Raw genomic sequence first — 25806 nt, 5'->3', positions numbered from 1 at the left:
GGCTCGATCGCAGCCGCCGGTCCGCGGACACGGCGAGCCCGGCCTGGAGGGCGATCGCGGCGAGGGTGTCGACGATCTCGGTGGGGACGCCGGCCTCCGCCAGCTGGCGCTTCTCACCCGCGCTGACGCCGCCGCCGGTGAGGAGGGCGAAGGGGCTCTCCCTCGCGATCAGGAGCAGGTCGGCGAGGACGGCCACTGTCGTGAAGGCCCGCTCCGCCGCGTGCGCCGCGGCGGTCTCCGAGGACGGAGACGCCGGTGCCGCGGCGGGCGGGAGGGGGATCGAGCGCCCGGCGATCGCGGTCACGACCGGTGGATAGGGGGTGCCGTCCGGGCGGAGCAGTGCGAGCGCCGTTAGCTGTTCCCGGTCCCGCCCGGCTTCGCCGCCGGACGCGGCGTCGAGCAACGCGCGCGCTTCGGATGCCGTGAGCGCGGGCAGGACACGCGACAGCGACGCCGGATCGAGCAGTGCCTCGGCGGCGTCGAAGAAGTCGTGCCACGGGGCGTCGGCGCGCACGGCCCGTGCCGCGAAGAGGCGGAGGAGGTCTTCGTCGCGCGCCGCCGCCAGCCAATCGGCCAGCGGTCGCGCGTGAGTGCTCATGGGCGTGGCCTCAGGAACGCGACGACGCGCGGCCCTTCCGGATGAAGCTCATCGTCAGGAGCGTGATGATCATGAGGAACGCCACCGGCAGTCCCCAATAGGGGATCGCGGCGATCACGGGCCAGATACCCTCGCCGAATGCGGCCTGCCCCATCCCGAGCGCCGTGCCGATGATGATCGCGAAGAAGCACACCACTGACGCGGCGGCGATTCCGAGCGCGGTGAACGCCAGGATGCGATCCAGCCGGCGGATGGGAACCTCCGGTTCCGAGTTCTGCGTGCTCATCCGCATCAGCCTACTCGCACTGAGGCTTCTGCTCTGCGCGCGCCGCGACCGGTAGGCTGGGGGCACGCGCACGAGCGCGTCCACTGTTCTGCATATCGATCTCAGCGAGGTTCTCCCATGCCCACCGGCAAGGTCAGGTTCTACGACGAAGACAAGGGTTTCGGCTTCATCGCCAGCGATGACGGCCAGGACGTCTTCCTGCACGCCTCCGCGATGCCTGCCGGCACCGCGGTGAAGGCCGGTGCGCGCGTGGAGTTCGGCGTGGCCGACGGCAAGCGCGGGCTGCAGGCGCTGTCGGTACGTGTGCTCGAAGCGCCGCCCAGCCTCTCGAAGGCCAAGCGCAAGCCGGCCGACGACATGGCCATCATCGTCGAGGACCTCGTGAAGCTCCTCGACGGCATCGGCGGGGATCTGCGCCGTGGACGTTACCCCTCCTCCGCTCAGGGTCGCAAGATCGCGGCCGTCCTGCGCAAGGTCGCTGATGACCTCGAAGCCTGACGCCGACGCGCGTCTTCTCGACGCCCATGATCTCGCGCTGGCCGCGCTGGCCGAGATCACTCCGGCGTCCACCGTCGGCCCCGCCGCCGGATATCTCGCCGAGGACGACGGGTCGGTGTCGCTGCGCTTCGAGAACCGGCTCGCCGGCTACCCGGGGTGGTACTGGACGGTGACCGTCGCTCGCGTCGAAGGCGAGGAGCCGACGGTACTCGAGGTCGAGCTCCTTCCGGGTGACGGCGCTCTCCTGGCCCCGGAGTGGGTGCCGTGGGCCGAGCGTCTCGCCGAGTACCGCGCGCATCAGGTCGAACTCGCCGAGGCGGCCGCGGCCGCCGGGGACGACGCAGCCGGCGAGGAAGCGCTCGACGCCGACGGGGACGGTGTCCTCGAGGACGACGACCTCGACGATGACGATGACGACGGTGAAGCCGACATCCTGCACGCCGGCGACCTGGACGGCGTCGACATCGACGAACTCGATGAGGGCGCCGCCGACGACGAAGAGTCGGAAGACGAAGAGTCGGAAGACGAAGAGTCCGACGACGACGCCGACGCCCTCGATGAGGACGCCGGCGAGGTCGACGAGGAGGAGTGACGCCGGGCGCTCAGGCGCCCAGGTTCTCCAGGACATACTCGATCGATCGGGTCAGCTGGCGCACGTCATCCGGCTCGATCGAGACGAACGTCGCCACCCGCAGTTGGTTGCGCCCGAGCTTCCGATACGGCTCCGTGTCGACGATGCCGTTGGCGCGGAGGGCCTTGGCGATCGCCGCGGCGTCGATGCTGTCGTCGAAGTCGATCGTCGCGACCACGGGGGAGCGGTGCGACGCGTCCGTGACGAAGGGCGTGGCGACCGAAGACGCCTCGGCCCAGTCGTACAGAACCGAAGACGACTCGGAGGTGCGTGCGGCCGCCCAGCCGAGCCCGCCGTTGTCGAGGATCCAGCGGAGCTGGTTGTCGAGGAGGTGCAGGGTCGTGAGCGCGGGGGTGTTCAGCGTCTGGTTGAGGCGCGAGTTGTCGACCGCGTTCTTCAGGCTCAGGAACTCCGGGATGTAGCGACCCGATGCCGCGATGCGCTCGATGCGCTCGACGGCAGCCGGCGAGACCGCGGCGAACCACAGGCCGCCGTCGGAGCCGAGGTTCTTCTGCGGCGCGAAGTAGTACACGTCGGCCTGAGCGGAGTCGAAGTCGATGCCTCCCGCGGCACTCGTCGCATCGATGACGGTCAGGGCGCCGTCGGCGGCGATGCGCTGGATCGGAGCGGCGACGCCGGTCGAGGTCTCGTTGTGCGGCCAGGCGTACACATCCACGCCCTCCACGACCTCGGCGACGGTGAGCGAACCGGGCTCGGCCTTGCGCACATCGGGCGCCTCGAGCCAGGGGGCGCCTGCGGAAGCGGCGAACTTCCCGCCGAACTCGCCGAAGACGAGGTTCTGGCTGCGCTGCTCGATGAGGCCGAAGGCCGCAGCGTCCCAGAACGCCGTCGATCCGCCGTTGCCCAGGATGATCTCGTATCCCTCGGGAATGCGGAACAGAGCGGCGAGCTGCTCGCGGATGCTGCCGACGAGGTTCTTCACGGGCGCCTGTCGATGGGATGTCCCCAGGATCGAGGCTCCCGACGTGACCAGCGCCTCGAGCTGCGCAGGGCGCACCTTCGAGGGACCGCAGCCGAAGCGGCCGTCGATGGGCAGGAGGTCACGGGGAATCTCGATCGCCATGCGTCGATTCTAGGGGGCGCCCGGCATGTCTCCGGACCGCAGCGAGTCCGATGTCGGTCCGGGAATGTAGGCTTGCCTAAGAACCTCGGAGGGCCTGCACATGACCGACCTGATCGACACCACGGAGATGTACCTCCGCACCATCCTCGAACTCGAGGAGGAGAACATCGTGCCGCTGCGCGCGCGCATCTCCGAGCGCCTCGGCCACTCGGGGCCGACCGTGTCGCAGACCGTCGGTCGGATGGAGCGCGACGGGCTCGTCATCGTCTCGGAAGACCGCACGCTCGAGCTCACCGACGCCGGCCGTCGCAAGGCGGTCGACGTGATGCGCAAGCACCGTCTCGCCGAGCGTCTGCTCTCCGATGTGATCGGACTCGACTGGGCGTTCGTGCATGAAGAGGCCTGCCGGTGGGAGCACGTGATGAGCGAGCAGGTGGAACGTCGCCTGGTCGAGCTGCTCGGACACCCGACGGAATCGCCGTACGGCAACCCGATCCCCGGTCTCGACCAGCTCGGCGACGTGCCGGCGCGCACCTTCGACGAGGGGGTCATCGGTCTCGTCCAGCGTCTCAATGCGGCGGGGGAACCGGTCGAGGGCACGGTCCGTCGTCTCGCCGAGCCCGCGCAGGTCGATCCCGAGCTTCTCGAGCAGCTGCGCGATGCGGGAGTCGTTCCCGGAGCGCACGGCGACTTCCGCTTCAGCGAGGGTTACGTGCTCATCCAGATGGACGGCAAGGAAGACGGCCTCGAGCTCCCGGTGGAGCTGGCATCGCACATCTTCCTGGTGGGCGAACCGGCCTGATCCCGCGCGGAAACCGGGTGCGACACCGCCACGGAGACGGGGCGTCGCGGGCTTCTGCGAGGATTGCCAGTTTCCCAGGGTGACATGATCGTTATCTTCCGGTAACCTCGGTCAAGTCGCCAGCGAAGAAGCCCGCTGGAGATGAACCCGCGAAGATCGCCTTCCAGGCTCGTCGTCTTCACGGCAGGAACGCACAAAGTACCCGAGCTACATTCGTGCCACGAGAGCAGAGTGCCGACGAGCCAGCGCTGACCCGAACAGCGTGAGGGCCCAGGAGGACCAAGTTTTGGCCGCAGACATCGAACCGCCCGCGAAGAAGACATCTGAAGACCGCGTACCCGCCCGCCGCACCGGCGCGAGGGTGAGTGCTCGCAAGGCCGTCAAGCCACTCCGATCCATCGCCATCTTCGGGGCCGTCGGAGCACTCGTCGCCGGCATCGCCCTGCCCGCTTTCGCCTCGTCGAAGCCGAGCGAGGCTGCGCCGACGACCGTGCAGCAGCTCGCTGCCGTCGACGCACAGTCGCTCGTCGTCGCCTCCCAGGCCACCGCGGCGCCGCTCGCTCGCGGCACGTTCAGTGCGACGACTCCCGAGGAGATCGCGAAGAAGAAGGCAGAAGAGGCTGCTGCCGCCCGTGCCGCTGCCGCTGCCGCTTCCACCGCATCGACTTCCTCCCGCTTCAACACCGCGGGCTACGCGCTCACGTCGCCGGGATCGGGTGAGGTGCGCTATCCGCTTCCGATGGGATCGTGGAACGTCAGCCGTACCGTGGGCGGTGGGCACAACGGTGCCGACATGCTCGCCCCGGCCGGCACCCCGATCTATGCGGCTGCCGCCGGTGTGGTCCGCGCCTCCGCAGAGAGCATCGGCGGCTACGGCGTGGCCGTGATGCTCGACAGCGTCGTGGGTGGCCAGCGTCTGCAGACCACGTACGGCCACATGCTCTACGGTTCGCGTCAGGTACAGGTCGGCCAGACGGTCTCCGCCGGACAGCTGATCGGCTACGTCGGCAGCACCGGTCGCTCGACCGCGAACCACCTCCACTTCGAGGTCTGGATCAACGGCGGACTCGTCGAGCCGATGTCCTGGCTCTCCGTCAACGCCGGCTGATTTCCGGACACGCCTCCTTCCATTCATCCGCCGTTTCGCCCTGCACCCAGGGGGATGGGTTAGCCTGATCCCGTTGTCGTACAGGTGGGAGAGGCTGATGGAGCGAATACCGACCATCCGAACCATGGATGCCCTCGGTCGTCACGTCCTTCTGCATAGCCCGCAGGGATGCCACGGCGTTGCCGTGCGCGAAAGGCGCTGTCTTTAGACGGCGCCTTTTTTCGTCCCCGCGTTCGATCTGCCTCCTGCACGACCTCGTGTGAGTCGAGAGTGCCGGGAAGCCGTCCCGGCGGATCGAGAGGATGACGAATGCGCACACTGGTCCTGAATGCCGGATACGAACCGCTCGCGATCGTGTCGTTCAAACGAGCCCTGGTGCTGGTGATGAACGACAAGGCGACCGTGATCGAACGCGTGGAGGAAGACCCCGTCTGGGGCACCCACGGCGTCTACGATCGCCCGGCGGTCATCATCCTGGCGCGTTATGTGCGGGTTCCGACGAGCAGGCGCGTGCCGGTCACGCGTCGCGGTGTGCTGCGCCGCGACAACCACCGCTGCGGTTACTGCGGCAAGGCGGCATCGACGATCGATCACGTGCTGCCGCGTTCGCGCGGGGGAGTGGACTCCTGGGAGAACCTTGTCGCCTGCTGCCTCCGTTGCAACAACGTCAAGAGCGATCGCACACCGCAGGAGATGCGCTGGCAGTTGCGCTTCACTCCGCGTCCTCCGCACGGCACCGCCTGGACGGTGCGGGGGACCGAACGCAGCGATCCACGGTGGGAGCCCTACCTGGCGCTCGCCGCCTGAGACGTCGAAGAGGGGCCACCCTTCGGATGGCCCCTCTTCGACGTCGTGCCCGCGACAGGATTCGAACCTGCGACCTGCCCTTTAGGAGAGGGCTGCTCTATCCCCTGAGCTACGAGGGCGTGCACCCAGTCTAAGCGACCGGATGCACGCCGCTACGTCTCAGTCCTCTCCGCGCCGCCACAGCTTCGACGGCCACCAGATGGCCTTGCCGATGTCGTAGGTTAGGGCGGGAACCAGCAGCGAGCGGGCGACGAAGGTGTCGAGGAGCACGCCGAAGGCCACGATGAAGGCCAGCTGCACGAGGAAGAGGATCGGGATCACCGACAGTGCGGCGAAGGTCGCGGCGAGGACGAGACCCGCCGAGGTGATCACCCCGCCCGTGATCGAGAGCCCACGCAGGATGCCCTCCCGCGTCCCGTGCGCCTTCGATTCCTCACGGACGCGCGTCATGAGGAAGATGTTGTAGTCGATGCCGAGCGCGACGAGGAACACGAACCCGAAGAGCGGAACCGCGGGGTCGGCGCCAGGGAACGCGAAGATCCCGTTGAAGACGAGGGCGGAGACCCCCATCGCCGTGCCGAAGGACAGCACCGTGGTGAGGATCAGCAGCACCGGTGCGAGGATCGACCGCAGCAGCAGCATCAGGATGAACATGATCACCACGAGGATCACCGGGATGATGAGGTTCCGGTCGTGGATCGATGCATCGTTCGTGTCGATCGACGTGGCCGTGACACCGCCTACGAGCGCGCCCATGCCGTCGAGTTCGCCACGCAGCTCGCGCACGGTCGACGCGGCGGCGGCGGAGTCGGCGGCATCGGTCAGGGTGCCCTGCAGGAGCACCTCTCCGTCGACCGTCGTCGGCTCAGGTGCGGGCGTGCCGGGTGCTCCGATCGCCGAGATGCCGTCCTCGGTGACGGGGGCGCTGCCGCTGGGCGAGTCGGCGGCCGTCACGGAGACCCCGTCGACACCGTCGTTCGCGAGCAGGACGTCAGCCGCATCCTGCAGCCGATCCTCCTTCACCACCACGTATACGGGGCTTCCGGATCCACCGGGGAAGTGCTCGCCGAGCGCGACCTGTCCGTCACGGGCCTCCGACGCGCCGAGCACCAGGTCGGACTGCGGCACGCCATCGGCGTCGAGCTGGGTGATGCCCGCCGCCCCGGCCAGGAGCACGAGCGTCGTCACGATCCAGATCACCCGTGGGCGGCGCTTGATGAGGCCGGCGAGACGTGCCCACAGGCCCGTCGTGCGCATGCCGTGCTCGGCGGCGACGACCTCCGGTTCGAAGCGGGGGCGTCGCGGCCAGAACACCGCGCGGCCGAAGAGCAGCAGCAGCGACGGCAACAGGGTGAGAGCCGAGAGCATCGCGAACACGATGCCGATCGCCGCGACCGGCCCCAGGGTGCTGTTCGACTTCAGATCGCTGAGCAGCAGACAGAGGAGTCCGGCGATCACGGTGCCGCCCGACGCGACGATCGGTTCGACCGAGCCCTTCCATGCCGCCATGACCGCCGTTCCCTTGTCCTGCGCGATGCGCAGTTCCTCGCGGAAACGCGCGACGAACAGCAGCGCGTAATCGGTGGCGGCGCCGATCACGAGGATGAAGAGGATCCCCTGTGTCTGACCGCTGAGCAGCAGCACCTCGAACTTCGCCAGCCACCACACCACGAGCAGAGCGACGCAGAGGGCGAACAGGCTCGTCGACAGCACGACGAGTGGCAGGAGGAACGATCGGTAGACCAGCACCAGGATGACGAGGACCGCGAGGAGGGCGACGCCGAGGAGCAGCCCGTCGATGCCGGCGAAACCGGCCACCAGGTCGGCGCTGAAGCCGGCGGGTCCTGTGATGTACACGGTGACCCCGTCGGGGACCGCGTCGCGCAGTTCCTCGCCGAGAGCCGTCGTCACGTCCGCGAGCTCGGCATCGGCGTCGATCGGGATGAACGCCTGCACCGCCTGCCCGTCATCGGAGGGGAGCGCCGGAGAGACCTCGTCGCCGACGCCTTCCACCTTCGGCGCATTCGCGACGGCGTCGGAGATCGCGTCGATCTCCGACGCCGTGAGCGCGTCGTCGGACGTGAACACGGCGATCGCCGGGATGGAGTCGCTGTCGTTGAACTCCCCGAGAAGCTTCTGCACCTGGGTGGCATCCGCCGATTCGGGGAGGTAGGTCGTCTGCTCGTTGGAGGACACCTCGTCGACCTTGCCGAACAGGGGCCCTCCGAGTGAGGCACCCACCAGCCAGACGAGGATCAGCGCCACGGGGAGGAAGATCCGCACCCAGGAGTGTCGTCGTGAACGCTCCCTCGCGGGCGGGGTCGGCGTGGCATCGGGGCGGGACATCGGGTTCCTTTCGGGCGGAGCTGGGGGTCAGGAGATCCAGGCGAGGATGAGGATCATCGTCGCGAGGAAGCCGGCGAAGTAGTTCAGGGCGATGAAACGTCGCCAGGCGCGGTTCGTGGAGGCGGAGGTCTCGTCGGTCACGTTCCACCACGGCGCCGCGTTGACGATGTAGGGCAGCGCGAGGGCGGCGGCGAGCGTGCCCGGCCAGGGGGTCAGCAGCATCGCCGCCCCCGCGATCACCCACAGCGACACCGACAGTCGCACCGTCGCGCGTGCGCCGATGACCGTCGCGATAGACGAGATCCCGGCTTCCCGGTCAGGGCCGATGTCCTGCACAGCTCCGAAGGCGTGGGCGGCCATGCCCCACAGGAAGAAGGCGCCGAGCGTGATCGCCGCGCCGACGGTCACGGGCGCCTCGGCCAGGGCGAGCCCGACGATGGCGGGGCTCACGAAGTGCGTACTGGAGGTGACGGAATCCAGGAACGGGCGCTCCTTGAATCGGAGGACAGGCGCGGAGTAGGCGATGACCGCGAACACGCTGACCGTCAGCCAGAGCCACGACGCCGGGTTTCCCACCACGACGAGGTAGACCAGGAAAGGGATGTTGGTCGCCGCGGCCGTCCACAGCGTCGCTCGATGGATGCGAGGGGCGAGGAGAGCCCCTTCGATGCCGCCCTTGCGCGGGTTCGCCAGATCGGAGGCGTAGTCGAAGACATCGTTGATCCCGTACATCGCGAGGTTGTAGGGGATCAGGAAGTACAGCGTGCCGATCACGAATGTCAGATCGATCTCGCGGGTGCTGAGGAGGTAGGCGGCGGCGAAGGGGAAGGCGGTGTTGATCCAGCTGATCGGACGCGACGACAGGATGATCTGGGCGATGTCTCGTCCGATGCTGCTCGGCGGAGCTGCGGCGGTGCTCATCGTGAAGTCTCCTCATCGATCGGTCGACGATCGTGCGCCCGCCGCCGGGCACGCATCGCGGTCCACAGGGCCGGGAGGAGCAGCGCCCCCGCGAGCGGATAGGCGAAGTCCTCGATCGGAGCCAGGCCGACGTGCACGCCGAGCAGCGGATCCTGCGCATAGTGGAACAGGCCGCTCGCGATCATCGCGGTATCGAACGCCGCGGTGAGCACGAACAGCACGACCACGGTCAGCAGCACGGCGAGCGGGCGCGGGCCGCGCGTGCGGGAGGCGAGCGCGAGCCCGATTCCGCCCAACGTGGCGACAGCCACGAAGCAGGCGGAGAGCTGGAGGTAGGTCATGATGCCTCCGCCTCGTCGCGCCGCCGCGCTCGGCGTCGGGAGATGACCCGGGCGGATCCGGTGTAGATCACCATGGTGCACACCACGAGGAACACCAGGAACACGGGTTCCTCGATGGGAAGCTCGGGGGCCAGGAGCAGACCCGACGCGATCGCGCCCTCGCCCCGGAAGAAGATCCCGTTGGCGATGCCCGCCACGTCCCAGAGCAGGAAGAAGACGAGGCCGACGGCCGTGACGACCGCGGCCGACACCGCGTCGCGCCAGAAGAAGAGGCGGAACCGCCAATCCAGCAGCAGCATGCAGCTCAGCGACAGGAGGAGGGCCGCCAGATACACGACGCCCATCAGGGCGCCTCCGTCATGGCAGCGGAAGAGCCGGGAACGGGGAGCGGGCCGGGGGAGTGGTCGCCGCGGACGCGCTTGAGGACGATCTCCGCACTGATCAGGCACATCGGGACACCGACGCCGGGCGCGGTGGTGGCCCCCGCGTAGAAGAGGCCCTGCACGCGCCGAGAAGTGTTCTGCGCGCGGAACATCGCGCTCTGCGAGAGGATGTGCGCCGGCCCCAGCATTCCTCCGCGCCAGGAGTGATAGTCGTCGCGGAAGTCTGCGGGACCGGTCGTCTCGCGCACGACGATGCGTTCGCGGAGGTCGGGGATCCCCGCCCACGCCGAGATCTGATCGATTGCCGCATCCGCGGCGCGCTCGATCTCGGGCGATCCCGCTCCGTCGGGTCCGCCGTGTCCGAGACCGACGTCCGCCGGGACCGGGATCAGCACGAACAGGTTCTCGCTGCCGGCAGGGGCCACGTCGGGATCCGTTGCGCTCGGCCGGCACACGTAGATCGATGCCGGCTCGGGAACGGTCGGCGTGGCACCGAAGATCGCGTCGAAGTTCGCGTCCCAGTCGTCGGTGAAGAACAGGGAGTGGTGCGGCAGCTCGGGGAGTGTGCCGCGAACCCCGAGCATCACGAGGATGCCGCCCGGTCCGCTGGTGCGCCGTGCCCACCACGACTCGGGGTAGGTCTGCAGCGAGGGGGGAAGCAGCGCCGTCTCGGTGTGGTGCAGATCGGCCGCCGAGACCACCACATCGGCGCTCTCCGTGTGCGTGGAGCCGGAGGCGTCGACCCAGCCCACGCCGGTCACGTGGGTACCGTCGCCGCCGTCCTGGGTGCGGATTCCGGTGACCTCCGCCCCGGTCTCGATGCGGACCCCCGCGTCGCGCGCCAGCGCCTCGATCCGCTCGATCACCCGCCAGAAGCCGCCCTGCGGATAGCTGACTCCCTGGTCGAGATCGAGGGCGCTCATCAGGTGGTACATCGCCGGCGCGCTTCGCGGGTCGGTGCCGAGGAACACCGCGGGATAGCCCAGGATCTGTCGGACCACGGGGTGCGTGAAGCGCCGCGCCGCGAAGGACTGCAGGCGTGTTCCGAGCAGGGCGGAGAGGCGCGGCAGTGCTCGGAGGACCTCGGGGGCGAGGAGCGAACGCATGCGCGTGAAGGGGTTGTAGAGGAAGTACTTCTGCGCCATCGCTCCGGCATGCTGCGCGGAGTCGAGGTAGGCGTCCAGCGTCGCCGTGGAGCCGGGCTCCAGCGCTTCGAAGAGTCCGGTGACCTGATCGCGTCCTGCGGGGACGGTCACGGGACCGGATCCGCCACCGACCGCATCCGGGTCGCGGAACACCCGGTATCCCGGATCGAGGGGGATGAGATCGAGCTGCGCATCGGTCGTGGTGCCCATCATCTCGAAGAAGTGGTCGAAGACCTCGGGCATCAGATACCAGGACGGCCCGGAGTCGAAACGGAAGCCGTCACGTTCGATCGTCCCGGCGCGGCCGCCGACGCGATCGTTCTTCTCGAGGATCACGACCTCGTGCCCGTCCCGGGCGAGCAGTCCCGCGGTCGCGAGACCGGCGACTCCGGCACCGATCACCACAACCCGGCTCATCGGTCCCGCTCCATCGCTGTGACGAGCACGGACCGCGCGGCGAGAGCGGCTTTGATCGGATCCGGAACGCGTACCCGGCGCCGGTAGAGGACGTCGGCGGGGGTCTGCGCCACACGGCGGGTCAGAGCGGCGAACAGAGCCAGGGCGCTGCGCACCGCCGCGCGGGCGTCCTTCGGCAGCAGGGGGATAGCGTCACGCGCGTCGGCCAGTTGCCGGAACACGGTCTGCACCCATGCGTCCCGGTCGGCATCGGTCAGACGCGCAGCGCCGCCGAGGTAGCCGCGGTGCAGGCGGTCGGTGTCATCGGCGAGGTCGCGCAGGAAGTTCACGTTCTGGAAGGCCGCACCGAGCTGACGGGCGCCGTGCCGCAGCGTCGCGAGGTCTTCGGGCGCACGTTCGGTATCCCGGAGGAACACCCGCAGGCACATGAGACCGACGACTTCGGCGGAGCCGTAGACGTACGCCGCGTGGGCTTCGACGTCATAGGCGGCGAAGCCGGCGTCTTCGTCGATGTCTGCGCGCATCGAGTCGAAGAACGGCTGCGTCAGGTCCTCGCCGATCCCGCACTCGCGCGCGGTCCGCGCGAACGCATGCAGGATGAGATCGCTGCTGTAGCCGCTGCGCATCGAACGATGCGCCTCCGCGATGTAGGAGTCGAGCGCGGCGGATTGCGCGGTCACGTCCAGACCAGCTTCGGCGGCGACGCCGTCGACGATCTCATCGGCGATGCGCACCATCGCATAGATGTTGCGGACGTGTTGGCGATGACGGCGTCCGAGAAGACGGGTCGCGAGTCCGAACGACGTCGAATAGCTGCGGATGACATCGGTCGTCGCGATCTCCGCCGTGCGGTTGAAGCGCCGGAGGGCGGTGCTGTCCCGACGATCGGCCGCGTCCGCGTTCATCGACTGCGACTTCCGACTCGGGAGGCGAGGGTGCGCAGTACCTGTCCGGCCGCCGGGGGCAGACCATCGGCTTCCGCTTCGAGGAGTGCGGCGTCCGTGGCATCGAGGTGCTCCTGCACCAAGCCTCGGACGAAGGTCTCCGAGCCGCATTCGCGCAGTCGATCACGGGCAGCGGCACCGTCGGTCGGGCTGAGATCCGGTCTTCCGAAGTGCAGTTCGATGTCGTCCCACTGGCTCGTCATGCGGGCGTAGGCGATGATCGCGGTCTCCTTGCCTTCGCGTAGATCCGAGAACGGGTCCTTGCCGTGCTCTTCCGGGTCTCCGAACACGGAGAGCAGGTCATCCTGCAGCTGATAGGCGAGGCCGAGGTGCAACCCGATCATGGCGAGATACTCCTCGGTCGCAGCCGACGAGGCGGCGAGCACCGCCGCAGCGCGCAGCGGGAGCACGAAGGAGTATGTCGACGTCTTGTACGCGCTCGTGGAGAGGATCGTGCGCAGATCGGGGGCGATGATGCCGTCGCTGAGGGCGACGTCGGCGTGCTCGCCGGCCACCGTCTCGAAGATGGTCTGTTCGAGCAGGCCGAGCAGACGATCGCGGGCTTCGGGCATGACGTCCGCTCGGGCGAAGCCCAGCACCGCCGAAGACAGGAGCAGGTCTCCGAGCAGGATCGCGCTCGATCGGGCCCAGTGCAGGGCGGCTTCGGTCGGTCGCGCCGCGTGCTCGGCGACGAGCGCACCGATCAGATTGGGACGCCGTCGTCGCATCAGATCGCCGTCGATGACATCGTCGTGCAGCAGGAAGGCGAAGTGGAGAAGTTCGACATGGGCCGCGACATCGATGGCCGTGCGCGTCTCATCGGCGGTCAGAGGAGCGGGGGTCAACGCGTGCGTCAGATCCAGGAGGAGCCGGGGGCGGATGAGCTTTCCGCCGAGGGCGTGCTCCTCCGCGGCCCGCCACAGCCCCACGAACTCGTTCCCGTACCGCTCTGCGGCGGCGCTCCTCTCGGAGAATCGATGACGCAGCGCCTCCTCGATCCGCGTCGCGAGCGATTCCTCGGTCGTCGTCACGCTCATGCGTCACACCTCGCCGAGTTGTCGCAGCTGCGGCAGCTGCTCCACGAGCCAGGGGCTGAACGCGAAGGGTGCATGCGTGACAGCCTCGATCAGCGAATCGATTTCGACCCAGATCCATTCCGACACCTCATCGGGATTGGCGGCCGGGTCGCCGTCGAGGATCGTGACGTGCACGGGGCAGATCTCGTTCTCGACGATGCCACTCGCATCCACCGCGCGATAGCGGTAGTCGGGGAGTGCCATGCGGATCTCGGTGAGGTGGATGCCGAGCTCGCCGACGCCATGTCGGCGCACGGCCTCGTCCATCGTCTCGTCCGGTCGTGGATGACCGCAGAAGCTGTTCGTCCAGACGCCCGGCCACGTCTTCTTCGCGAGCGCTCGACGAGTGAGGAGCAGCCGCCCCTCCCTGTCGAGGACATAGCAGGAGAAGGCGAGATGCAGGGGAGTGTCTCTCGTGTGGACTTCGCTCTTCGGGAGCGTGCCGAGAGCTGTCCCGTCTTCGGCGAGGAGGGTCACGTCGTCCATGGCATCTCCCAGATCTCGAGCGTTCATATTTAGCTAACTTGGTGAGTAGTCAACTTAGCATGAAACTGTTGGTGTGTAACATGATCGCATGACCACGGAGCCCGGCACCAGCCCGCACGCGGGCGCGGAGGATTCGCTCCCCGTCGGCGACGGCGGATCGCGAACGTCCGCGGATACGCCTGACGGGCTCGTCCATTCGGCGATCTACGACGTCGAGGCAAGTGATCCCCGCAGCGTCCTGATCGATCGCAGCGGTGTTCCGCCGGAGGAGTTGAAGCAGATCGCCCGGGTGATGGAGTCGCTCGCCGGACTGCGCGAAGCCGAGCAGGCGCTGTCCCAGGCGTCACGTCGATACATGCGTCTGAATGAGACGGACATGCGTGCGTTGCACTATCTGATCGTGTGCGCGAACCGGAACCTGGTGGCGACGCCGGGGGGAATCGCGCACCACCTCGGTGTCTCGACCGCGGCGACCACGAAGCTCCTCGATCGCCTGGAGCAGGGAGGGCACATCACGCGTGCCCCCCACCCCACCGACCGCAGGGCACTGCAGATCTCCATCACCGCGGAGACGCGACGTGCAGCGATGGAGACGGTCGGGCGTCAGCAGGCGAAGCGCTTCTATTCTGCCGCCCGCCTGAGTCCCGCTGAAAGGGAAACCGTGATCCGATTCCTCACGGATATGACGGAGGAGATCACGCTCCGCGACGAAGCCTGGGTGCAGGAAGGGGCGTAAAGTTCCCCCGCTTCAGCAGGGGAACTCGACGATCTCGGTCTGCGATCAGTGCGCCGCGTTGTACGCGTCGACGATCTGCGCGGGAATGCGGCCACGCTCGGAGAGCTTGTGTCCGTTCTCGTTCGCCCACGCGCGGATGGCCGCGACCTCAGGGTTTCGTGCAGGTCGCTTGCGAGTCGATGTCGCGCGCGGAGAATTTGACGAGCCGGCCTTTCGGCCTGCTGCCACATAAGGCGCCAATGCCGAACGCAATTCATCCGCATGCGCGGCATTCAGATCGATCTCGTATGCCGCGCCGTTGAGCGAGAAATGCACCGTCTCGCCTTCGCCCACTTCCAGGACGCTGCCATCGATGTCGTCGACCAGCTGATGCACAATTCTTCTCGCCATGATCGCGACCTTACTCGCTCCGAGGAAATGCGACAAGTTGCGAATAGCGAGCCGCGGTAATGTGACGCGCAATACGCAATAAATCAATTCTGTGTGGTCAGGGGAGAAGTCCGGCGCGGCGAGCCCTCGCCACGGCGGCATGACGAGTCGAGGCGTCGAGTTTCGACATCGCCGTGCCGAGGTAGGCCTTGACGGTCCCCTCGCGCAGACCGAGCTGCGCGGCGATCTCGGCATTCGTCGAACCGAGAGCCGCGCATGCGAGCACATCGGTCTCTCGCGGAGACAGGTGGACGGTGGGGATGGGGCTCGTCGCGGGTGATGCGATGTCGCCGGCGAGGGTCATGAGGCGTCGTTCGACCTGCGCGATCCGGTCGCGGACATCCGCGTCTTCCACGGAGGCGGCGATACTCCGCAGCTCTGCGAAGCTCTGCCTCAGCTCCTCGCGCTGTGCCGGCGCCACGACCTCGTCGCCGCGCGTGGTCTCCTGCAGACGGCGCTGCACCTCGTCGCGGATGCGCAGCTCATCGGCGACGGCCTGCGCGACCTGCATGGCGGGTGCCGTGGTCACACCGCCCACCCGCTCCTCATCCCATCCGCCGGCGTACAGCACTCCGCGGGAACGGCCGTGGACCACGATCGGCAGCGCGAGAAGGGTGCGCAGGCCCTCGCCGAGGACGAACACGTCGTAGTCGTGCGTGATCTGCTGTGACGACCCGTAGTCGCTCGTCATCCGGGGGCGGAGCTCCATCATGGCCCGCCCGCCGAGCCCGCGCTCGGGTCGCACCCGGAGCCCGTCCAGCGACCGCGTGCGCGCACCGACGATGCTCGTGACGCTCACGACGCCTTCTTCGATGAGACCGCCGAACGCGACGGGGAAGCGCGTCCGCCTGGCGAGCTCGCGCACGGCGTTCGCGACGAGATCCGCCTCGGATTCGCGGGTGACGGGTGAGGACACGACTACCTACTTCCGGGGTGACGCTGTTCCCCGTTTCGTAGCGTCGACGATATCACCCGTGTCATCGTCACCGTCGTCGTCGCGGACGGCGTCGGATCCATCGGCTCCCAGGGGAAGCGTGTGGACCCGGCGGCCTACTCGCCGGGTCCACGACGTGGCCTGTCGACCTCAGTGCGCCTCGAGGTCGAGCAGGAACCGCTTGCGTTCGGGGTGCGCTCCGTACTGCCCTGCGCTGCCGTCGGAGCGCACCACCCGATGCACCGGCACGATGATCGAGAAGGGGGTGATGCGGCACGCGGTGCCGACGGCGCGCGCAGCCCCGGGGTGACCCGCGAGGATCGCCACCTCCCCGTAGCTCATGGTCTGGCCCCACTCGATGCTGCAGATGGTCTGCAGCGCGGCGAGGGCGAACCCGTCGACGAGCCGCCAGTCGAGGCGGATGTGCCTGTCGAAACGCACCGGCTCGCCGTCGAAGTAGTCGGACAGGAGATGAGCGAGTTCGTCGGCGGCTCCGGGGTCGGGCTCTGGCACTGCTCTCAACTGATGGGACACGCCTTCGAGCAGCCAGGGCACGCGCGGGTCCTCGGACTCGGAGAGGTCGAATCGCACGATGCCCTCGTCGGAGAACACCGCGAGAGCATCCCCGAACGGCGTCGGGGCGAAATCGTAGCGGAACGTCATGCCCCCATCCTGTCCGCTCGGCTCGACGCGGAATCGCATGCTTGACGTTCCGAGTGGAGAACGCGACCCGGGTTCACATCGGGCAGGAGAAGTGCGCCACCCCCTACGCAGCGCAGAATCGCCGGAAATTCGGCGGAAACCCGCCTGGGATACCCCGTCTCCGCAGGTCGCACGCCTAGGGTGTCAGTGTGTGGCGACGTGAAGACAAGTCTGCGGACGACACAGCGGTGGATGCTGCTGTGTCGATCAGCGATCTGCACGGAACCACGACAGGCCTCGACATCGCACACGCCGCAGAGGCCGAGCGGACGCGTCTGAGGGCCGAGGCAGCCGATCTCGGTGGCCCTTCGCCGCTCGTGAGCTTCCGTGACAGCCCGGAGTCGGGCATCGATATCTCCAAGGCGCACCCGGGGAGCTTGCCGCAGTTCATCACCGGCAAGTCGACTCTCCTCTCGAATCTCTTCCGCGACGAGGTCGGGCTGCGGACAGCTCGGCTCGCCGCGGAGCGCATCACCGCGAAGAACACCGAGCTCCGTACCGTCCGCGGCATCGAAGCCGTGCACCTCGCCGTCGGAGTCGCCCGGTGGCGCATCGGGGGAGCGGGTTTCGCGGCCCCCGTGCTGCTGCGTCCGCTGGCGATCCGCCGCCACCACTCCGATTTCGAGTTGAAGCTGCAGGGCACCTTCGAGGTGAATCCCGAACTCGTGCGGATCGCTCGCGACCACTTCGGCCTCACGATCGATGCCACCGCGCTCGCCTCGTTGGCCTACGACGGCGGCATCTTCAAGCCGCAACCCGTGATCGACAGTCTGCGCGCGATGACGCGTTCGATCGACACGTTCTCGGTCGAACCGCGTCTGGTGGTCTCGACGTTCGCCGATGTGTCAGGACTGATGTCCCGCGACGGGGGCAGCCTCGATCATCCGGTGCTGAACGCCCTGGCCGGTCACGTGGGAGACCGCGAGCGCGTCACCGCTCCGCGAGCCATCCCGCATCACATCGGCCCGGATGATCGCGCACCGGCCTCGGACAACCTCCTCCTGGATGCGGACGCGGAGCAGGAAGCAGTGCTGGCCCGTATCGCGGCAGGGCATTCCCTCACCGTCGCGACCCTTCCCGGAACCGGGGGGACCCAGACCGTGATCAACGCGCTGGGTGAACTGGTGCGCGGCGGCAAGCGCGTGCTCGTCGTCTCCGCGCGGCGCTCCACCTTGGACGGGGTGCGTCACCGACTCGCCGGGATCGGCCTCGACAGCCTGGCGATCTCGCCGGCGAGCGTGCGGCGCGATCTGGTCAGGGCCATCGGACGCAATGAGAAGGCCACGGCGCCCAAGGTCAGCGAGGTCGACGATGCACTCGTGCGTCTGCGGACCGTCCTGCGCGACTACCGTCAGGCGCTCAGCGCACCCGTCGCCGGCCTGGACGCCTCGGTGCTCGACGCCACCCGTCAGCTGACACGGCTGGCGTCGCTTCCCGTGCCGCCGTCGACCACTGCTCGACTCGGCCCCGATGCCCTGCGTCGACTCGCCGCCGATCGCACCGAGGCCGCCGAGGCGCTCGCCCAGGCGGCCCGTCTCGGGGAGTTCCGCTTCGGCCCGAACGACTCGCCGTGGTACGGCGTCACCTTCTCCAGCACCGAGGCCGCTCGTGCCGCCCATGAGCTCGCCGGTCGACTGCACGCGAACAGTGTTCCCGCCCTTCTCGAGCGCGGCTACGAGCTGATCGCTCAGACCCACATGCGGCCGTTCTCGACCATCGACGAACTGGGTGAGTACCTGCGTCTGCTGCAGGGGATCCGCGACTCGCTGGACCGGTTCAGCCCGACGGTGTTCGAGCGTCCGCTGGGCGAGCTCATCCAGGCCCACGGTTCACGCCGCGACGCTCCCGGGTTGTCCGGGGCGAACAGACGTCGGCTGCGGCGTCTCGCGAAGGAGTACGTCCGTCCGGGCGTGCACGTCACCGAGATGCACGAGGCGCTGCTGCGCATCCAGGCGCAGCGCACGCAGTGGCAGCGGTGCGTCGAGGCGGGTGTCGCGCCCGAGATCCCCCTCGGTCTCGCCGACGTGTACGTGGCCTGGCAGCGGGTGGAGGCCGAGCTCGCCGAGCTCGACGCCGCACTCGGACGACGCGAGCCATTGGCGTCGCTCCCGGTGGCGCGACTCGTGCGCACGCTCGCGGGGCTGGCCGCCAAGTCCGATGTCTTCGAGAACCTCGTCGAACGCGCCCAGTTGCGCGACCGACTCGCTCTGCTCGGGCTGGAGCCGCTGCTCGCCGAGCTCTCCGTGCGCCATGTCTCCGAGTCCCAGGTGGGGGAAGAACTCGAGTTCGCGTGGTGGCAGTCCCTCCTCGAGCGCGCGTTGCAGGACAACCGCGCCCTCCTCGGCGCGAACACCGCAGTCGTCGATCGGCTCGAACGCGACTTCCGGCTGGTCGATGAGGCGCATGCCGCCATGGCCGGACCGCTGCTCGCCTGGCAGCTGGCCAACCAGTGGCGGATCGCGATCGTCGACGAGCCGCAGCAGTCGCAGCACCTGCGCCGTGCGCTGACGCAGTCGGCGACCACGACCGCGCAGGTCGTCAGCGCCGCGCCCACCCTCGTCGACGTGCTCGCCCCGGTCTGGATCTCGTCGCCGTACCTGGTGCCGGAGATTCCCGACTCGGTGGAGTTCGACACGGTGATCCTGGTCGATGCCGCAGCGATCAACCTCGCAGAGGCCGCCCCGGCGATCCGGCGCGCGCGCCAGATCGTCGCGTTCGGCGACCCGGTGACGCAGCGTCCTACGCCGTTCCGCATCGCGGTGGACCCGGAGGAGTCGTGGGAGGCCGAGGTACCGTTCGACGACGTCTCGGCCTTCGAGCGGCTCTCCGAGCTCCTGCCGGTGATGACGCTCACCCGCAGCTACCGTGCGGGCGGCGAAGACCTCGCGGAGCTCATCAACGACGCGTTCTACGGCGGCGAGATCGTGTCGCTTCCCTGGGCGGGCTCGTATCTCGGTCGCGGCAGCCTCACGGTCGACTACGTGGAGGGCGGCACGGGAACACCGGATCCGATCTCCGGCGCCGTCGAGAGTCCGGACGCCGAAGTGGCGAGGGTCGTGACGCTCGTGGTCGAGCACGCCGTGCATCGTCCTGCCGAATCGCTCATGGTCGTGACCGCGAGCGCGCGCCATGCCGAGCGCGTACGCGCCGCCGTCACCTCGGCGTTCGCCGGGCGCTCCGACGTCGCGGACTTCGTCGGACGCGACACGGTCGAGCCGTTCGCGGTGCTGACGCTCGAGGAGTCGGTCGCCGAGAGCCGTGACCGCGTCATCTTCTCGCTCGGCTTCGGACTCACCAAGCACGGTCGGGTGCTGAGCGACTTCGGCGATCTCTCCACTCCCGACGGAGAGCGACTCCTCACTGTCGGGATGACGCGCGCGCGCCGCTCGATGGTGCTCGTCTCCTCGATCCGTCCCTCCTCCTTCGACGACGGACGCCTGGAGCATGGAGCGGCGACGCTGATGTCGATCCTCGGCGGACTGGCCGCCCGCAGCCGAGACGCGCGCCTGGAAGACCTTGCCGATCCTCTCACCCTCGCCCTCGCGCGGGAGTTGCGGCGTCTGGGCGCCTCGGTGGACGTCGACTATCGCGGATTGCTGCCCCTGGTGGCCCAGCACGGCGGCAAGGCGGTCGTGATCGAGTCCGATCCGGAGACGCGGGGCGAGTCTCTGCGGGAGACGCTGCGGCTGCGACCGCACGTGCTGCGTCGTCTGGGCTGGCACTATGTGCGCGTGCACGCCTTCGATCTCTACAGCGACCCCGTGACCGCCGCGACGCGGATCGCCGCGGTTCTCGGCATCTCGGAGTCGACGCCGCGCGCGGAGAACGACACGCAGCCGATCGACATCGTCGACACCCGCGATGACTGACCAGTCCGACACCCCGACGCCGCGCCAGCGCGTGGTGCGGGTCACCGGTTCACGGCGTGCCCGCCTGACCCCGGTGCCGGGGAGCGACCCGGCACCGGAGTCCGGCCCCGCCGAAGTGCCTCCGCGGTCGCGGCCGAAGGGCGCCAAGGGGCCGAACGACGACCAGCTGATCCAGGATGTGCCGCCGCACTACTGAGGCGCCGGAAGAACGGAGTCGCCGGATGACGGGGCAGTGCTGTCGCTGAACGCCGTGTCCGGTCGTCCGGGCAACGGAACCAGAAACGCACGGCCCTCCGAAGAGGACCGTGCGTCTCGGGTGCGAGCGGAGGCGGTCAGGCTCCGCGTTGTGCCTTGAGCAGGTCGCGGATCTCGACGAGCAGCTCGGACTCGGTCGAGGCGGCCGGCTCCTCCTCGGGCTCCTCGGCCGGAGTGCCCTTGCGGGCCTCGACGCGGGCCTTGAACGTGTTCATCGGCAGCACGAAGACGAAGTAGACGACGGCGGCGACGGCGAGGAAGCTGATGATCGCCGAGATCAGCTCGCCGATGGGGAACGTGACCGTCTCGCCGTAGATGTTCGTCACGGGGATGCCGAACTGACCGGCGGCATCCGCCTTCAGGAAGAGCGCGATGAGCGGGTTGATGATGCTGTTCACGACGGCCGTGACGATCGCGGTGAAAGCCGTACCGATGACGACAGCGACGGCCAGGTCGATGACGTTGCCGCGGAGCAGGAAGTCCTTGAAACCTTTGAGCATGGGATCCCCCAACAGATCGGGGCCTCAGGAAGAGGCCGGAGTCGACGCAGCCGCCGGTTTGGCGCTCGTCGTCGATTCCGTCTTCGATGATGCCGAACCATCCTTCGATCCACCGGATTTGGCGCGCGAGTCCGTGCGATAGAAGCCGGAGCCGTTGAAGGTCACGCCGATCGAGCCGTACTGCTTGCGCAACGCGCCACCGCATTCGGGGCACACGGTGAGAGCGTCGTCGGCGAAGCTCTGCACGGCGTCGAACTTGTGTCCGCACGAGGTGCAGGCATAGGCGTAGGTGGGCATGGGGGTCCTTGCGATCAGCGTCGCCGCGGCGACAGGGTGAGGGTCTGCGACGGGGTCACGACGCCATCCACGGGCTGGTCGTGCACCTCGCGCGGAAGTTCGTCGAGTACCTCGGAATCATAGATCACGGCATAGACGGGCGGGCACTTCTCCATCGAGCCGATGGTCTTGTCGAAGTAGCCGCGTCCCCAGCCCATGCGCATCCCGGTGCGATCGACCGCGGCAGCGGGGACGATCATGAGATCGACGTCGTTGACGGCGATCGGGCCCAGCACCTCGCCTGTGGGCTCGGGCAGACCGAACAGCCCCTCGCTGACCTCGTCGTCGTCGGTCGCCACGGCCCAGTCCAGCAGCCCATCGGCGCGAGTGACGGGGAGGAGCACGCGGATGCCGCGCCGCACGGCCCTGGTCACGAATTCACGGGTGCCCGGCTCGGTGGTGGTGGACAGGAAGCACGAGATGGAGCGGGCGCCGAGCTCGTCGATCAGGGCGTCGAGGCGTTCGCCGATGGCCGTGGCCGCGGCGTCGCGCTGCGTGTCGGAGAGGAGCTGGCGTCGTTCGCGGAGTTCGGCGCGGAGTGCACGCTTCGCATGTTCGACGTCGTTCGACATGGCTCCGAGTCTACGTCGGCGCTCACCACTAGGCTGGCAAGATGGCTGACCACAAGATCAAAGCCGTCATTCCCGCCGCAGGCCTGGGGACGCGATTCCTCCCTGCGACGAAGGCGATGCCCAAAGAGATGCTGCCCGTCGTCGACAAGCCGGCGATCCAATACGTCGTCGAAGAGGCGGCGAACGCCGGCATCGACGACATCCTCGTCATCATCGGCCGCAACAAGAACGCCATCTCCAACCACTTCGACTCCGTGCCGGAGCTCGAGGTGAAGCTCATGGAGAAGGGCGATACCGGTCGTCTCGAGCGCGTGATGAAGTCGAGCGATCTCGCCGACATCCACTTCGTCCGCCAGGGCGAGCCGAAGGGGCTCGGTCACGCGGTCCTGCGTGCGCGCACCCACGTCGGCGACAGCTCTTTCGCCGTGCTCCTCGGAGACGACCTCATCGACGAGCGCGACCCGCTCCTCACCGACATGATCGCCGAGCACGAGCGTTCGGGCGCGGCCGTGATCGCGCTTATGGAGGTCGACCCCGCGAACATCCACATGTACGGTGCGGCCGCCGTCGAGCCGCTCGAGGGGTCCGACGCCGTCCAGGTGACCGGTCTCGTCGAGAAGCCCGCGCAGGAAGACGCGCCGTCCAACCTGGCCATCATCGGCCGCTACGTGCTCCCGGCGTCGGTTTTCGACATCCTCGAGCACACCGAGCCGGGCAAGGGCGGAGAGATCCAGCTCACCGACGCGCTACAGGTGCTCGCGACCGATCCCGACGGCCCCGGCGTGGTCGGCGTCGTCTTCGGTGGACGCCGTTACGACACCGGCGACCGCGTCGACTACATCAAGGCGATCGTGCAGCTCGCCGCGGACCGCGATGACCTCGGGCCCGAGCTGCGTCCCTGGCTCAAGGAGTTCGCGGAACGCCTCTAGGCGACTCTGCGGGCGTCGGTGCGGCATGGATCTGGCGACGGGAATGCGACACGGACCCATAGAACTGCGGCTCGTCCGTGCGAAGGATGCGCGACCGCTGCAGCATGAACTGCTCGCCAACAGGTCGTGGCTCCAGCCGTGGGAGGCGACCGTCCCCTACGGCTCGGTGTCGTTCGACATGAGGCTCAGCATCCGACGCCTGCTCCAGCAGTATCGTGACGGCTCGGGCTATCCGTTCGTCATGGAGTACGACGGCGAGGTCGCGGGACAGCTCAACGTGTGGGGAGTGTCCCGCGGCTCGCTGTGCTCGGCCACGATCGGGTACTGGGTGAGCGAGCGGTTCGCCGGCCGGGGGATCACTCCGACTGCCGTGGCGATGGCCACGGACGCGTGCTTCACGGAGTACGGACTGCACCGCATGGAGATCTGCATCCGGCCGGAGAACGCGGCGAGTCTGCGCATCGTGCAGAAGCTGGGGTTCCGGTACGAGGGGCTGCGTCGTCGTTACATCCATATCGACGGCGACTGGCGCGACCACTATGCGTTCGCCCTGACGAAGGAAGATGTGCCGCAAGGGGTGCTCGCACGCTGGCTCAGCGGTCAGGTGCCGCCCGACGCCGCAACGGTGCCCCCCTCCGACCGCATTTCGCAGTGAAAAGGGTCATCTGGTCCTGATCCGGACGGACACGCCGCGACACGCGCCTTACTGTACGGCCCAGCCAGCTTCCAGCCCTTAGCGTTGTCGGTATGGACGGGCCGGTGCTGAGCGGGGGAGTGATCGTGCTCGTCGCCGTGCTGCTCTGGATGCTCTATCTGCTGCCATCCTGGCGGGGGCGATTCCAATACAACGCCGCTGAACGCAACGCGGTGCGGCTGAACCAGGCCCTGCGTGTGCTCGCCGAGACGAGCGAGACTCCCGGTGAAGTGCGCTTCGAGTTGAACGCGCGCACCGCGCTGGCCCAGCAGAAGCTGGCCAAGCGGGTGCAGTCCGAACGTGAGGCTGCCGAACTCGAGTCCCTTCGTGAGCAACTCGCGGCGACCAGGGCCGATCCCGTGATCCGACGGGCACGGGCACGTCGACGTGTCCGTGTCGCCGCGACCAGCACCCTCCTCGTCGGACTCGTCATCGCCGGGCTCGGCGTCTGGCAGCTCCTGGCTGCCGGGAGCTCGGCGCTGCTGTGGATCGGTGGCGCCGCCGTCGTCGTCGCCGGCATCGCCCTGCAGCGCATGGCCGCGGTCGCCGGCCGTGTCGCACGCGCCACGCACGTGGTGGCCACGCCGGCCGCCCCGCGCGTCGCCCCCGAGCTGCACGACCAGGGGCGGGCGACGTGGACACCGCGTCCGCTGCCGGAGCCGCTCGTGTCGGTGCCCGGGTCTCGTGCGCAGGCTGCGCAGGCCCAGATGGAGGCACAGGAACAGCGTCGCAAGGCCGCGCGCGTCGCCGCCCTGCGCGAGCGTGCGGAGCAGATGGCCCCCGAGGCGCCGGTGGCGCTGCCCGCGGCCTCATCGCCGTATGCGCGGATGGGCTTCGTCGACGACGCCGAGATCGAAGCGCACGTGCGCGAGATGCTCTCGCGCCGCGCCGCCGGATGACCGTCCGCGGCGCGAACAGCTTCTCCGTCGTGATAGCGTAGATGTCGTTCACGGGCCTATGGCGCAGTTGGTAGCGCGCCTCGTTCGCATCGAGGAGGTCAGGGGTTCGAATCCCCTTAGGTCCACCGGACACTGAAGCCCCCAGGCACATGCCCGGGGGCTTCAGTCATCTCCGGGGTGCCCGCGCATGGGCGTTAGAGTGAGCTGTGCCGTCGCAACCCGGGAGCGTTCCGCTCCACAACGCCGTGATGCGCTCGCATGCGTTCCGATGAGTGAGGTGCTGGCCCGTCTGCGCGGGCAGATCCTCGACGGAACCTACGCTGGGGGAGCAGGGCTTCCCAGCGAGATGGAGCTGGCCGCCCTCCACGGCGTCTCTCGACGCACGATCCGCACCGTGCTCGCCACCCTGGCGCGGCAGGGGCTGGTCGAGTCGCACCGGGGCTCAGGATGGTTCGTGCAGCCCAGCCAGCCGCAGGGGTTCGACCGGATGCGCTCGTTCACCCAGTGGGCGCGTGGCCGCGGGCGCACCCCCGGTGGACGCATCGTGGCCCGCACGACGCGGAAGGCCACGGCGCGAGAAGCGCGACTGCTCGGGATCCGCACGGACGCAGACGTCCTGACCTTCACCCGTGTGCGGACACTCGACCAGCGCCCCGTGATGGTGGAGCGCTCGACATGGGCGCCCTGGGTGGTTCCGCACGTCGCAGGTCTTCCGGATGACGTGGTCTCCACGACGCGGGTGCTCGCCGACGCCGGGATCGTGGTCTCGTCGGGAAACCATCGGATCGAAGCGGTGGCTGCGGCGACCGAGGATGCGCGTCTGCTCGGAGTGCGCAGATCCAGTCCGCTCCTGCAGGTGCGACGCGAGACTTTCGCCTCGAACGGCCGACCCGTCGAATGCGCCGAGGATCGCTACGTTCCGCACACGATCTCCTTCGAAGCGCAGGCCTTCGGAGCGGCCGCGCTCCCCGGCGAAGACTGAACGGGTCGCGCGACTGCGCCCACTGTGCGCACCGGGTCGCCCGGATCGCCGCGCGGGCGGCCGATGACACGTCTGCGTCGGCCGGTGTTCACCCCG

The 25806-nt window shown here is 68.5% G+C and carries 27 protein-coding genes, 2 tRNA genes and 2 pseudogenes; 13 read left to right on the top strand and 18 right to left on the bottom strand.

Features of this window, described 5'->3' with window-relative positions:
- Together L687_RS0121635 and L687_RS32610 are read right to left on the bottom strand one after the other, a co-directional pair.
- Positions 1-598 (bottom strand): annotated as a pseudogene (locus L687_RS0121635) (helicase-associated domain-containing protein); the annotation flags it as partial.
- Positions 599-608: 10 nt separating this feature from the next.
- Positions 609-884 carry a hypothetical protein gene (locus tag L687_RS32610; RefSeq protein WP_021200011.1) on the bottom strand — a complete coding sequence of 92 codons (276 nt, stop codon included), beginning with the start codon at positions 882-884 and terminating at the stop codon, positions 609-611.
- 117 nt (positions 885-1001) lie between these two features.
- On the opposite strand from L687_RS32610, the gene L687_RS32605 reads away from it, so the two are divergent.
- Together L687_RS32605 and L687_RS32600 are read left to right on the top strand one after the other, a co-directional pair.
- Positions 1002-1382, top strand: a complete 381-nt coding sequence (locus L687_RS32605; protein WP_021200010.1) for a cold-shock protein — start codon at positions 1002-1004, stop codon at positions 1380-1382.
- Complete coding sequence (locus L687_RS32600) at positions 1366-1974, top strand: DUF3027 domain-containing protein (RefSeq protein WP_021200009.1); 609 nt, start codon at positions 1366-1368, stop codon at positions 1972-1974. The genes L687_RS32605 and L687_RS32600 overlap by 17 nt, the downstream gene beginning before the upstream one ends.
- Positions 1975-1984: 10 nt before the next feature.
- Here the strand turns inward: L687_RS32600 and serC are convergent, their stop codons facing one another.
- Complete coding sequence (serC, locus tag L687_RS32595) at positions 1985-3097, bottom strand: phosphoserine transaminase (protein ID WP_021200008.1); 1113 nt, start codon at positions 3095-3097, stop codon at positions 1985-1987.
- 100 nt (positions 3098-3197) lie between these two features.
- Between serC and L687_RS32590 the strand changes: the two genes are divergently transcribed.
- From L687_RS32590 to L687_RS32580, 3 genes are all read left to right on the top strand, one after another.
- The gene (locus L687_RS32590) at positions 3198-3899 is read left to right on the top strand and encodes a metal-dependent transcriptional regulator (RefSeq protein WP_021200007.1); all 702 of its coding nucleotides are present in this window, start codon (positions 3198-3200) and stop codon (positions 3897-3899) included.
- Positions 3900-4185: 286 nt separating this feature from the next.
- Positions 4186-5007, top strand: coding sequence for a M23 family metallopeptidase (locus L687_RS32585; RefSeq protein ID WP_021200006.1), 822 nt, complete (start codon positions 4186-4188; stop codon positions 5005-5007).
- 309 nt (positions 5008-5316) lie between these two features.
- Positions 5317-5814 carry an HNH endonuclease gene (locus L687_RS32580; protein ID WP_021200005.1) on the top strand — a complete coding sequence of 166 codons (498 nt, stop codon included), beginning with the start codon at positions 5317-5319 and terminating at the stop codon, positions 5812-5814.
- 46 nt (positions 5815-5860) lie between these two features.
- On the opposite strand, the gene L687_RS32575 is transcribed toward L687_RS32580, so the two are convergent.
- The 9 genes and pseudogenes from L687_RS32575 to idi all read right to left on the bottom strand — a co-directional run bounded on the left by L687_RS32575 (position 5861) and on the right by idi (position 13873).
- A tRNA-Arg gene (locus L687_RS32575) sits at positions 5861-5933 on the bottom strand.
- Between the two features lie 40 nt (positions 5934-5973).
- Positions 5974-8160 (bottom strand): MMPL family transporter, encoded by a 2187-nt coding sequence (locus L687_RS32570; RefSeq protein ID WP_021200004.1) that lies wholly within the window; start codon positions 8158-8160, stop codon positions 5974-5976.
- Positions 8161-8187: 27 nt separating this feature from the next.
- The gene (locus L687_RS32565) at positions 8188-9081 is read right to left on the bottom strand and encodes a prenyltransferase (protein WP_021200003.1); all 894 of its coding nucleotides are present in this window, start codon (positions 9079-9081) and stop codon (positions 8188-8190) included.
- A complete protein-coding gene (locus L687_RS32560; RefSeq protein WP_021200002.1) occupies positions 9078-9422 on the bottom strand; it encodes a lycopene cyclase domain-containing protein in 345 nt (114 codons plus the stop codon). The genes L687_RS32565 and L687_RS32560 overlap by 4 nt, the downstream gene beginning before the upstream one ends.
- Entirely contained in the window at positions 9419-9766 is a 348-nt protein-coding gene (locus tag L687_RS32555) for a lycopene cyclase domain-containing protein (RefSeq protein WP_021200001.1), read from the bottom strand. Before L687_RS32555 ends, L687_RS32560 begins: the two co-directional genes overlap by 4 nt.
- Positions 9766-11442: pseudogene (gene crtI, locus L687_RS32550) on the bottom strand (phytoene desaturase family protein); the annotation flags it as partial. The gene L687_RS32555 and the pseudogene crtI, both read right to left, overlap by 1 nt.
- Positions 11364-12272 carry a phytoene/squalene synthase family protein gene (locus tag L687_RS32545; protein WP_021199999.1) on the bottom strand — a complete coding sequence of 303 codons (909 nt, stop codon included), beginning with the start codon at positions 12270-12272 and terminating at the stop codon, positions 11364-11366. The gene L687_RS32545 and the pseudogene crtI, both read right to left, overlap by 79 nt.
- A complete protein-coding gene (locus L687_RS32540) occupies positions 12269-13348 on the bottom strand; it encodes a polyprenyl synthetase family protein (RefSeq protein WP_021199998.1) in 1080 nt (359 codons plus the stop codon). Before L687_RS32540 ends, L687_RS32545 begins: the two co-directional genes overlap by 4 nt.
- A 3-nt stretch (positions 13349-13351) precedes the next feature.
- The gene (idi, locus tag L687_RS32535; protein WP_021199997.1) at positions 13352-13873 is read right to left on the bottom strand and encodes an isopentenyl-diphosphate Delta-isomerase; all 522 of its coding nucleotides are present in this window, start codon (positions 13871-13873) and stop codon (positions 13352-13354) included.
- 88 nt (positions 13874-13961) lie between these two features.
- Between idi and L687_RS32530 the strand changes: the two genes are divergently transcribed.
- Positions 13962-14609, top strand: a complete 648-nt coding sequence (locus L687_RS32530) for a MarR family winged helix-turn-helix transcriptional regulator (RefSeq protein WP_021199996.1) — start codon at positions 13962-13964, stop codon at positions 14607-14609.
- A 45-nt stretch (positions 14610-14654) separates the two neighbouring features.
- Here the strand turns inward: L687_RS32530 and L687_RS32525 are convergent, their stop codons facing one another.
- The 3 genes from L687_RS32525 to L687_RS32515 form a co-directional block, all read right to left on the bottom strand.
- Positions 14655-14999, bottom strand: a complete 345-nt coding sequence (locus L687_RS32525) for a histone-like nucleoid-structuring protein Lsr2 (RefSeq protein WP_031207426.1) — start codon at positions 14997-14999, stop codon at positions 14655-14657.
- Between the two features lie 97 nt (positions 15000-15096).
- A complete protein-coding gene (locus L687_RS32520) occupies positions 15097-15954 on the bottom strand; it encodes a LuxR C-terminal-related transcriptional regulator (protein ID WP_021199994.1) in 858 nt (285 codons plus the stop codon).
- A 168-nt stretch (positions 15955-16122) separates the two neighbouring features.
- Complete coding sequence (locus tag L687_RS32515; protein ID WP_021199993.1) at positions 16123-16635, bottom strand: methylated-DNA--[protein]-cysteine S-methyltransferase; 513 nt, start codon at positions 16633-16635, stop codon at positions 16123-16125.
- Between the two features lie 239 nt (positions 16636-16874).
- Here L687_RS32515 and L687_RS32510 point away from each other — a divergent pair, with 239 nt between their 5' ends.
- Both L687_RS32510 and L687_RS32505 read left to right on the top strand, forming a co-directional pair.
- Positions 16875-20543 carry an ATP-binding protein gene (locus tag L687_RS32510; protein ID WP_021199992.1) on the top strand — a complete coding sequence of 1223 codons (3669 nt, stop codon included), beginning with the start codon at positions 16875-16877 and terminating at the stop codon, positions 20541-20543.
- Positions 20536-20739 carry a hypothetical protein gene (locus L687_RS32505; protein WP_021199991.1) on the top strand — a complete coding sequence of 68 codons (204 nt, stop codon included), beginning with the start codon at positions 20536-20538 and terminating at the stop codon, positions 20737-20739. Before L687_RS32510 ends, L687_RS32505 begins: the two co-directional genes overlap by 8 nt.
- Positions 20740-20875: 136 nt before the next feature.
- On the opposite strand, the gene mscL is transcribed toward L687_RS32505, so the two are convergent.
- From mscL to L687_RS32490, 3 genes are read right to left on the bottom strand one after another with little or no spacing between them, the layout of a single operon-like run.
- Positions 20876-21298: a large conductance mechanosensitive channel protein MscL gene (gene mscL / locus L687_RS32500; protein WP_021199990.1), complete on the bottom strand. Its 423-nt coding sequence runs from the start codon at positions 21296-21298 to the stop codon at positions 20876-20878.
- Positions 21299-21322: 24 nt separating this feature from the next.
- Complete coding sequence (locus L687_RS32495; RefSeq protein WP_021199989.1) at positions 21323-21595, bottom strand: FmdB family zinc ribbon protein; 273 nt, start codon at positions 21593-21595, stop codon at positions 21323-21325.
- A gap of 14 nt (positions 21596-21609) precedes the next feature.
- Positions 21610-22206: a 5-formyltetrahydrofolate cyclo-ligase gene (locus L687_RS32490; RefSeq protein ID WP_021199988.1), complete on the bottom strand. Its 597-nt coding sequence runs from the start codon at positions 22204-22206 to the stop codon at positions 21610-21612.
- 41 nt (positions 22207-22247) lie between these two features.
- On the opposite strand from L687_RS32490, the gene galU reads away from it, so the two are divergent.
- From galU to L687_RS32465, 5 genes are all read left to right on the top strand, one after another.
- Positions 22248-23135, top strand: a complete 888-nt coding sequence (galU, locus tag L687_RS32485; protein WP_021199987.1) for a UTP--glucose-1-phosphate uridylyltransferase GalU — start codon at positions 22248-22250, stop codon at positions 23133-23135.
- Positions 23136-23178: 43 nt separating this feature from the next.
- Complete coding sequence (locus L687_RS32480) at positions 23179-23790, top strand: GNAT family N-acetyltransferase (protein ID WP_021199986.1); 612 nt, start codon at positions 23179-23181, stop codon at positions 23788-23790.
- 92 nt (positions 23791-23882) lie between these two features.
- Positions 23883-24728: a hypothetical protein gene (locus tag L687_RS32475; RefSeq protein ID WP_031207424.1), complete on the top strand. Its 846-nt coding sequence runs from the start codon at positions 23883-23885 to the stop codon at positions 24726-24728.
- 52 nt (positions 24729-24780) lie between these two features.
- Positions 24781-24853, top strand: a tRNA-Ala gene (locus L687_RS32470).
- A 143-nt stretch (positions 24854-24996) separates the two neighbouring features.
- Positions 24997-25710 carry a GntR family transcriptional regulator gene (locus tag L687_RS32465; protein WP_040569730.1) on the top strand — a complete coding sequence of 238 codons (714 nt, stop codon included), beginning with the start codon at positions 24997-24999 and terminating at the stop codon, positions 25708-25710.
- The last annotated feature ends 96 nt before the right edge of the window (positions 25711-25806 follow it).

The organism is Microbacterium maritypicum MF109, from assembly GCF_000455825.1.
GTDB lineage: Bacteria > Actinomycetota > Actinomycetes > Actinomycetales > Microbacteriaceae > Microbacterium > Microbacterium maritypicum_A.
Note: the sequence above shows the minus strand (reverse complement) of the source record. Positions and strands in the feature narration are given on the sequence as shown.